We start from the raw sequence: 7974 nt of genomic DNA, 5'->3' as shown, positions 1-7974 counted from the left end.
AACCGCTTCGACGCAAAACTGAAGCGGACAAGTAATGTGCTACCAAAACCGGACATCTTGATTAGCTACCGACAGGCTTGTTCCAGAAAAGCACGCGCGGCAGGCACATCGCTGATCGGCTGCTGGAGAAGGAATGTTGCGAGCCATTCAGGCGGAGAAATGATCCAGGCGGCGAGTTATCCCGCCGCCTGGATGCCGGCCATGGCGGCCGGTTTCGTTAGCGGTTGCCCCAGATGCCCTGGCCATAGCCCGGCGCAGGCATGCCGGAGTTCGCATTTCCTTCAACCGCGCTGCCCGTGATGCTCTTGGTGCCGATCATGTCGGGCGCACCGCCGGACATCATCGAATGGGTCGTCGCGGTCGGATAGCTGCCGGCGGCCGGGACATAGTCCGTGCCAAAAAAATGGTCGCTGCCGGCAAAGGCCGTGCCGGAAGCAAACAGAACCGCGGCAATGGTAAGAACGATCTTTTTCATTTCAATTCTCCATCTCTCCAAAGGTGATGACAGGACCTCAACGCGCCGCCCGCACCGCGTTCCCGAGGCTGTCTCTACATTTTCATCAGGCGAAACCGGCCAGCCGCTATCCCCACGGGATCCGCTGCGGCAGGTTGCTCAGCGCATGATCGTCTTGGGTTCGTCGTGCGCTGTTGCCGCTTCATAGGGCCGGGGTGTGTGCGCAAGCGTTGTAGCCGGCGTGGTAAGAACCGCCGCAACAGTGGAATTTTGCGTGGAATGCAGCAGACAAGTGCTGCACGCCCGGGCCGTGAGGGTTCGCGCGCCTCAAATCGGCAGCTTCACCTCGCCCACCCACATGTGGTTCTCCACCGCCAGCAGCGCCGCCGCCATCTCCTTGTCGCGCTGTCGCTTGTGCAAATAGAGCGCCACCAGCCGGTCCAGCGAGAACCTGCCGGCACCGACGGCGGCCAGCACGAACATGCCGCCGGCGATGGCCAGGTCCTTTTCGAAATGCAGCAGTTCGTTCTGGCTGGCGAAGTTGGTGTGGAACAGCAGGGCCGTCGCCAGACAGAACAGGCCGAGCCCGATGGCGCCCAACCGCGTCAGCAGGCCGGTTGCGATCGAGAGCCCTGCCCCCAGTTGCAGCGCGACGGTGGCGACGAACAACGGCAGGCCGACGCCCAACACTGCCATCGCCTTGGCGGCGGCATCGAAATGGGCGGCCAGTGTTGTGCCTTCATGCAGGAAGATGAGGGACAAAAGCAGGCGGCCGGCCAGCAGGGTCACATCCCCAGCGTGGTATTTCGAGGCGAGGCCGCCGAGTTTCGCGGCGATGTCGTTCGGTATCATAGGTCAGCCTCCATTTTGAAAGGGCCGGAGCCGGCTCGAGGGAGAGGCGCCGGCTCCGGCAACGGGCGTCAGCCACGAGCGCCCAAACTGCGGGTTCCTTCGGGTTGAGGTTAGCGCCAAGGCCCCCTCATCCGGCCGCTTCGCGGCCACCTTCTCCCCAAGGGGAGGAGACGAAAGCGGCGCCGGCTACCTCCTCTCCCCCTTGGGGAGAGGTCGGATTGCCCCGAATTGCTCTTGGCAATTCGGTCTTGGGCAATCCGGGTGAGGGGGAACCTACTGCGTCACCTTGGTGTCGATGGCTTTCTGCAGGTCGGAAAGCTCCTCGCAGCCGGCGGGGCAGAGTTTCTGCAGCGATGCCAGTTGCTCCTCGGCCTTGGCCATGTCGCCGGTCTCGACATAGAGCTCACCCAGATATTCGCGGGCGGCCTTGTGGTCGGGCTTCAACTCCAGCGCCTTGTTGTAGTAGGTCAGCGCGGTGGTGGTGTCGCCGGTCTTGCGCAGCGTGAAGCCGAGCAGATTGTAGACGTCGGCCTGCTGGTTGTCCTGCGCCAGATCACGCAAATCGGCCAGCGCCCCCTTGTAGTCCTTGGCGGCGATCTTGGCCCGCACGGCAGTGAGGTCGGGCGCATCGGTGCCCTCGATATCGTCGACCGCATAGGCCGGTATGATTGTGGCAACAGGAACCACGGTCAGCACGGCAATGGCGCCGAGCAGGCCGTACAGGGCGTTTCTGCCCAAGAATGATTGTTTCATTGTCTTTCTCGCTTGTCGGTTTGCCATGATTAAATCTGCACGGGCGTGAAAGCGTAGGCACTGCCGTCCTTCACGAAGACGCCGGTGCCGGGGAATGGGAAATGCGACCCGGAAATGCGGATGTTGTCCGCGATCACCCGGTCGATGATCTTGTGGCGCGTGGCGATCGCCGTCGGCCCGTCCTGGTCGTAAGCGCCCTGCCACTCCGGATGCGGCGCCAGAAGGGCCGGCACATACATTGTGTCGGCCGAGATCATCAGCTGCTCCCCACCGGAATTGGCGAGATAGACCGAGTGACCGGGCGTGTGGCCGGGCGCGGCGATAATCTGGATGCCGGGCGCGACTTCGGCGCCGTCCTGAACCAGCTTCCAGTTCTTCCATTTCGGAAAATTCTCGGCGATGCGCTTGCCCGCCGGCTTGCGGCCCTCGGGCAGCTTGGCCAGCCGGCTGGGGTCGGTCCACCAATTGTATTCGGTGGCGTGGACGATCAGCTCGGCATTGGGGAACACCGGCGTATTGGTGCCCTTCTCCATCAGGCCCCAGACATGGTCGGGGTGGAAATGCGAGATCATGATGGTGTCGATAGTCTTGTAGTCGATGCCCGCGGCGGCCATGTTGGCCGGCAGATGCGTGGCGTTGGCCTGCCACTGGCCGACGCCCGAGCCGGCATCCATCATGATCAGCTTGCCGCCCATCTTGAGCACGACGACGGTGAGCGGGATGGGCATGAACTCGGTGGGCAGCCCGGCTTTGGCAAGAGCCGCCTTGGTGTCGTCGACCGATACATCCTTGATGAAGGCCGGGTCGTGCGGCTTGCGCCAGATGCCGTCATAGACGGCGGTGACCTCGATATCGCCGACCTTGTATTTGTAGAAGCCGACGGTCGGCTCAACCGGTGTTTGCGCGAAAGCCGGGCGTGTGAATTCCAGCTTTCCGGCAAGGCCGAAAGCAGCGGCGGCGGCGGCTGATTGCAGCACTGTGCGACGTGTCATGCTGAACATGGTGGTCTCTCCTTTGGGTTGCGTGGCGGCAGGCAAAAAATCGGAAGAAATGACGGAGGGCCAAGCCCCTGGCCCTCCGTCCTGATGCGGTTGAGGCGCGCCGTCGGGATCCGGCGCGACGCTCATGAACTCAGCGGGCCCAGATGCCCTGGCCGGGTTCTTCCGCATCGGATTTCATCGTTGCCTGCATGCCGTGCCGAACCATGTCCGCCTTGCGAGTGGAGGCAGTGTAGGTGTTGTCGATGGTGGCGGTGGCCTGGGTGCTCGTGCCGAAATGGTCGCTGCCGGCAAAGGCAGAACTCGAGGCAAGCAACATCGCAGCCACGCTGAGAGCGAGCTTGGTCATTCCGAAAGATCCTTGTTTCGTTTCTTCATGTCGCGGGCCGCTGGATTGGCCCCGCTGAAATGAAGACCCGGAAGGGCGGCGCTTTATTCCCGGGCCTCGCAAGATTCTTTGGGAGGAAGGAATCCGGGGCAAAAAAGAGCACCGAGACACAATCCAGAAACAATATTCAACAGTTCGGAAAAACTGGCGAAAAGATCGGATGGCATAAGCGTGTCCTAGCGGCCGGAAATCGGCCGCACAGCGCATGGGATTGGGCACGGGCAATGCAACGCGGTTCGAACGGATGGATGTCGCTCGCCGCCTGCGGTGCGTCTGCCTCCGCCCCGCGCCCTGCGCGCCGGTCATTCCACCGTCACCAACAACGTCAAATTGCAGCGGCCGCAGCCGACAATGCCTGCTTGAGCGGCGGCACGATCGACATGTGTCTGGCACGGTTCGGCTAGGATGAGAAAGTTTTGGAAATGGACCACGGTGTCGATATCGCCGAACTGGACAGGGAAGCGGCAAGATCGGGCAGAGAGCCCGATCAGGCGGGCCTGGACAGCATCGAAGCCCTTGTAAGGATCGCTCCGCGGACGGTGGCGCGCAGCCAGATCCTGGCGGGCGCCGATTTCGCCCTGGCAGGTCAGCCAGATGAGCGGCTCGATGCGGTCTTCGAGCAGCTCGCCGAAAGCTTTGCCACGCTGCCGGCGGTGATCAGCGAGGGACGTGTATGGACCTATCGCGAGCTCGACAGGCGGGCCAACCAGTTCGCCCGCCTGCTGGTCGAGCGTGGTGTGCGGCCGGGTCACCGGGTCGGTCTCATCCTCGACCGGTCGGCGGAGACCTATGTCGCGGTGCTCGCCGTGATGAAGGCCGGAGCTGCCTTCGTGCCGCTGGCCACCGCCTTCCCGCAGGAGCGCATGACCCTCATCATCGAAGACGCCGGCGTGAGCCTGATCGTCACCATCGCCGCCTGTGCGGAGCGAGCCGGTCTGCTGCCGGTTCCCCATGTGATGATCGACGGCGCCGCCGCCGACATCTCCGCACGCTCCGACGCTCCGCTGCGGCTCGACGCGGCGCCCGCCGACGACATCTGCTACATCCTTTACACGTCGGGCACGACAGGCAGGCCGAAGGGCGTCGCCATCCGGCACCAGAGCTTCGTCAATTTCATCCGCGTCGCCGCCGCATCCTACGGATACCAGCCAGGCGATCGCGTCTACCAGGGCATGACCATCGCCTTCGACTTTTCCTCCGAGGAGATCTGGGTGCCCTTCGTCGCCGGCGCGACGGTCGTGCCTGCGCCCGGCCCGCTGACGCTGGTGGGCGAAGAGCTGGCCGATTTCCTGCGCCTCCATGAGATCACCTGCATGGCCTGCAGCCCGACCCTGCTGTCGTCCATGGCGAGCGACGTGCCGAGCCTGCGCACGCTGCTGGTGGGCGGCGAGGCCTGCCCGCACAATCTGGTGGTGCGCTGGTCCAGGCCCGGCCGAAAGATCCTCAACACCTATGGCCCGACCGAGGCGACCGTCACCGCGACGATGGGTGAACTGACGCCCGACAGGCCCGTGACCATCGGCGCGCCGCTGCCCACCTATTCCATCGTCATACTCGACCCCGAAGTGCCGGCACTGGCCAAGCCGGGAGAGCTGGGCGAAATCGGCATTGCCGGCATCGGGCTTGCCGTGGGCTACCTCAACAGGCCCGATCTCACCGAACAGAAATTCATCGCCGATTTCCTCGATTTGCCCAACAACCCATCGCGGCGCATCTACCGGACGGGCGACCTTGGCCGGATCAACGACGACGGCGAGATCGAGTATGCAGGCCGCATCGACACCCAGGTGAAGATCCGCGGCTATCGGATCGAGCTGGGCGAGATCGAGGCGGTGCTGCTGGACCAGCCGGAGATCGCGCAGGCCGCCGTCACCACCTGGGAGATCGAGCCTGGCCGCGTCGAACTCGTTGCCTATTTCGCGCCAAAGGCCGGCCTGCCGCCGCTGTCGCGCGCCGACATTGCCAGCACGATGAAGCGGCGCCTGCCGGATTACATGGTGCCCTCCTATCTGGAGGAACTGCCGGCGATCCCGATGACGGTTTCCAACAAGGTCGACCTTCGCCAGCTTCCGAAGCCGACCAGCATCAGGCTTTCCACCGACCGCGAGATGGTGGCGCCCGGCAATGACGACGAGCGCTTTCTCGCCGATGCGCTGGCCGCGGTGCTGAAATTCGACGCAGTGTCCGTCGAGGACAATTTCTTCGACGACCTCGGCGCCAACTCCCTGCTGATGGCCCATTTCTGCGCGCGCGTGCGCACCAGGAAGGAATGGGCGACGGCCTCCATGCGCGACATCTATCTCTATCCGACCGTGGCGCGCCTGGCCAAGCACCTGCGCGTGGCGGAAGAGATGACGACCGCCACCAACGAACCTGTCCTCACCCGCCAGGCGTCGAGCCTTGTCTACTGGACCTGCGGTGCCGCCCAGCTCGCCTTCTACGGCCTCTACAGCTATGTCGCGCTGTGGGCGATCAATGACGGCCTCAACTGGGTCTATGACGCGCTCGACGAGCCGCTGCAGCTCTATATCCGATGCGTGGCGCTCTCGGCCGGCGTGTTCTTCGGCATGTCGGGCTTCGCAGTCGCCGCCAAATGGCTGCTTGTAGGCCGCTGGAAGGCCGAAACGTTCCCCATCTGGGGCCTGCGCTACTATCGCTTCTGGGTCGTCAAGACCTTGATCCGCACCGCGCCCGTGGTCCTGTTCCGCGGCAGCCCACTCTACAGCATCTACCTGCAGCTGCTTGGGACCAGGATCGGCAAGAACGCGGTCATCGAATCCAAGTCCGTGCCCGTCTGCACCGATCTCATTTCGATCGGCGCCCAGACGATCCTGCGCAAGGAATCGATGATCCTCGGCTATCGGGCCCAGGCCGGCTATATCCACACCGGCCCGCTGACCATCGGCCGCGACGCTTTCGTCGGTGTTGGCTGCACCATCGACATCGACACCAAGATCGGCGACGGCGGCCAGCTCGGCCACTCGTCCTCGCTGCAGCGCGGGCAAGGCATCCCGGACGGCGAACACTGGCATGGATCGCCGGCGGTGCCGACCACGGCGGACTATTGCAAGGTGCGCGCCGTCGATCCGTCCAATGTCCGGCGCGTCCTCTACGAAGCGGTTCAGTTGATCGGGCTGTTTGCCATCGTCACCCCGCTGCCGCTGCTGTTCCACAGCTATTGGGAAAATGTCGGCGACGACTATCAGGAGACGATCGGCCTGGTCGCGATCGGCACCACGGTCACGCTTCTCGGATACATCGCCGCGGCCTTCCTCGCCGCGACGGTCGTGCCGCGCCTGACAAGCCTGGTGCTGAAGCCCGGCCGTACCTACTCGCTTTACGGTTTCCGCTACTGGCTGCAGACCGTCGCCGAATTCTCGAGCAACTCGCGCGTGCTCGGCCTGCTGTTCGGCGACAGTTCGGCCATCGTCCACTACATGCGTGCCATCGGCTGGAACCTCAACAAGGTGGTGCAGACGGGTTCCAACTTCGGCTCCAACCAGCAGCACGAGAACCCTCTCCTGTGCGAGATCGGCACCGAGACCATGGTCTCGGACGGGCTTTTCATGATCAACATGCACAAGTCCGCCACCGCCTTCAGTCTCGAGCCGACGCGCATCGGCGAACGCAACTATCTCGGCAACAACATCTACTATCCGCCGGATGGACGCACGGGCGACAACGTGCTGCTCGGCACCAAGGTGATGGTCCCTGTCGATGGACCGCTGCGCGAGAATGTCGGGCTTCTGGGCTCTCCAGCTTTCGAGATCCCGCGCATGGTGAACCGCGACAAGGAACTCATCGCCGGCGTCGACGAGGCCGACCGCCGCCAGCGCATCCCGCACAAGAACCGCCACAATCTGGTGACCATCCTGCTATTCATGGCAACGCAATGGGTGATGCTGTTCGCCACGCTGGCGATCTGGGACCGGGCGCTGAACTACTACAGCGAATGGGCGGAGATCGCGCTTTTCGTCGCCGTGCTCCTGACTTCGGCCATCACCATCCCGTTCTACATCCTGGTCGAGCGGGCAAGCCTTGGCTTTGGCAGGCTCAAGCCCCAGATCACGACGATCTACGACGTCGCCTTCTGGCGCCACGAACGCCACTGGAAGCTCGCCGATTCACCGATCGTGCGCCTGTTCAGCGGCACGCCGTTCCGGCCGGTGATCCTGCGCCTTTTGGGCGTCAAGGTCGGCAAGCGCGTCTATGACGGCGGCAGCAACCTGACCGAACGGTCCCTGGTGGAGATCGGCGACGACGTCACTCTCAACGAAGGCTGCGTCATCCAGGCCCATTCGCTCGAAGAAGGTGCCTTCAAGTCCGACTACATCCGCATCGGCAATGGCTGCACGCTCGGGCCTTCGGCCTTTGTCCACTATGGCGTGGTGATGGGCGAAGGCTCGGTGGCCGACACCGATTCCTTCGTGATGAAGGGCGAGGAGCTGGAGCCCAACTCGCTATGGCGCGGCAACCCGGCCAAGCTGCATCGGTTCGTGACCCCGGTCCCCGACGATGGCGCAAAGTGA

General features: G+C 63.6%; 6 protein-coding genes. 1 reads left to right on the top strand and 5 read right to left on the bottom strand.

The features are described 5' to 3' along the window. Positions 1-217 precede the first annotated feature (217 nt). The 5 genes from X743_RS148090 to X743_RS148110 all read right to left on the bottom strand — a co-directional run bounded on the left by X743_RS148090 (position 218) and on the right by X743_RS148110 (position 3406). Complete coding sequence (locus X743_RS148090; protein WP_023767250.1) at positions 218-475, bottom strand: hypothetical protein; 258 nt, start codon at positions 473-475, stop codon at positions 218-220. A gap of 306 nt (positions 476-781) precedes the next feature. After that, positions 782-1306 carry a DoxX family protein gene (locus X743_RS148095; RefSeq protein WP_023767249.1) on the bottom strand — a complete coding sequence of 175 codons (525 nt, stop codon included), beginning with the start codon at positions 1304-1306 and terminating at the stop codon, positions 782-784. Between the two features lie 273 nt (positions 1307-1579). Then, positions 1580-2059, bottom strand: coding sequence for a tetratricopeptide repeat protein (locus X743_RS148100; RefSeq protein WP_023767248.1), 480 nt, complete (start codon positions 2057-2059; stop codon positions 1580-1582). A 29-nt stretch (positions 2060-2088) separates the two neighbouring features. Then, a complete protein-coding gene (locus X743_RS148105) occupies positions 2089-3060 on the bottom strand; it encodes an MBL fold metallo-hydrolase (protein ID WP_031257984.1) in 972 nt (323 codons plus the stop codon). A gap of 130 nt (positions 3061-3190) precedes the next feature. Further along, positions 3191-3406 (bottom strand): DUF680 domain-containing protein, encoded by a 216-nt coding sequence (locus X743_RS148110; protein ID WP_023767246.1) that lies wholly within the window; start codon positions 3404-3406, stop codon positions 3191-3193. 461 nt (positions 3407-3867) lie between these two features. On the opposite strand from X743_RS148110, the gene X743_RS148115 reads away from it, so the two are divergent. Then, positions 3868-7974 (top strand): Pls/PosA family non-ribosomal peptide synthetase, encoded by a 4107-nt coding sequence (locus X743_RS148115; protein ID WP_023767245.1) that lies wholly within the window; start codon positions 3868-3870, stop codon positions 7972-7974.

It is taken from the genome of Mesorhizobium sp. LNHC232B00 (assembly GCF_000502435.1).
GTDB lineage: Bacteria > Pseudomonadota > Alphaproteobacteria > Rhizobiales > Rhizobiaceae > Mesorhizobium > Mesorhizobium opportunistum.
This window is presented reverse-complemented; position numbering and strand designations above follow the sequence as displayed.

What these genes read in the sequence shown, in the direction of transcription:
- X743_RS148095 (WP_023767249.1), bottom strand. Translation starts at nt 1,306, where the DNA reads ATGATACCGAACGACATCGCCGCGAAACTCGGCGGCCTCGCCTCGAAA.
- X743_RS148105 (WP_031257984.1), bottom strand. Translation starts at nt 3,060, where the DNA reads ATGTTCAGCATGACACGTCGCACAGTGCTGCAATCAGCCGCCGCCGCC.
- X743_RS148110 (WP_023767246.1), bottom strand. Translation starts at nt 3,406, where the DNA reads ATGACCAAGCTCGCTCTCAGCGTGGCTGCGATGTTGCTTGCCTCGAGT.
- X743_RS148090 (WP_023767250.1), bottom strand. Translation starts at nt 475, where the DNA reads ATGAAAAAGATCGTTCTTACCATTGCCGCGGTTCTGTTTGCTTCCGGC.
- X743_RS148115 (WP_023767245.1), top strand. Translation starts at nt 3,868, where the DNA reads ATGGACCACGGTGTCGATATCGCCGAACTGGACAGGGAAGCGGCAAGA.
- X743_RS148100 (WP_023767248.1), bottom strand. Translation starts at nt 2,059, where the DNA reads ATGAAACAATCATTCTTGGGCAGAAACGCCCTGTACGGCCTGCTCGGC.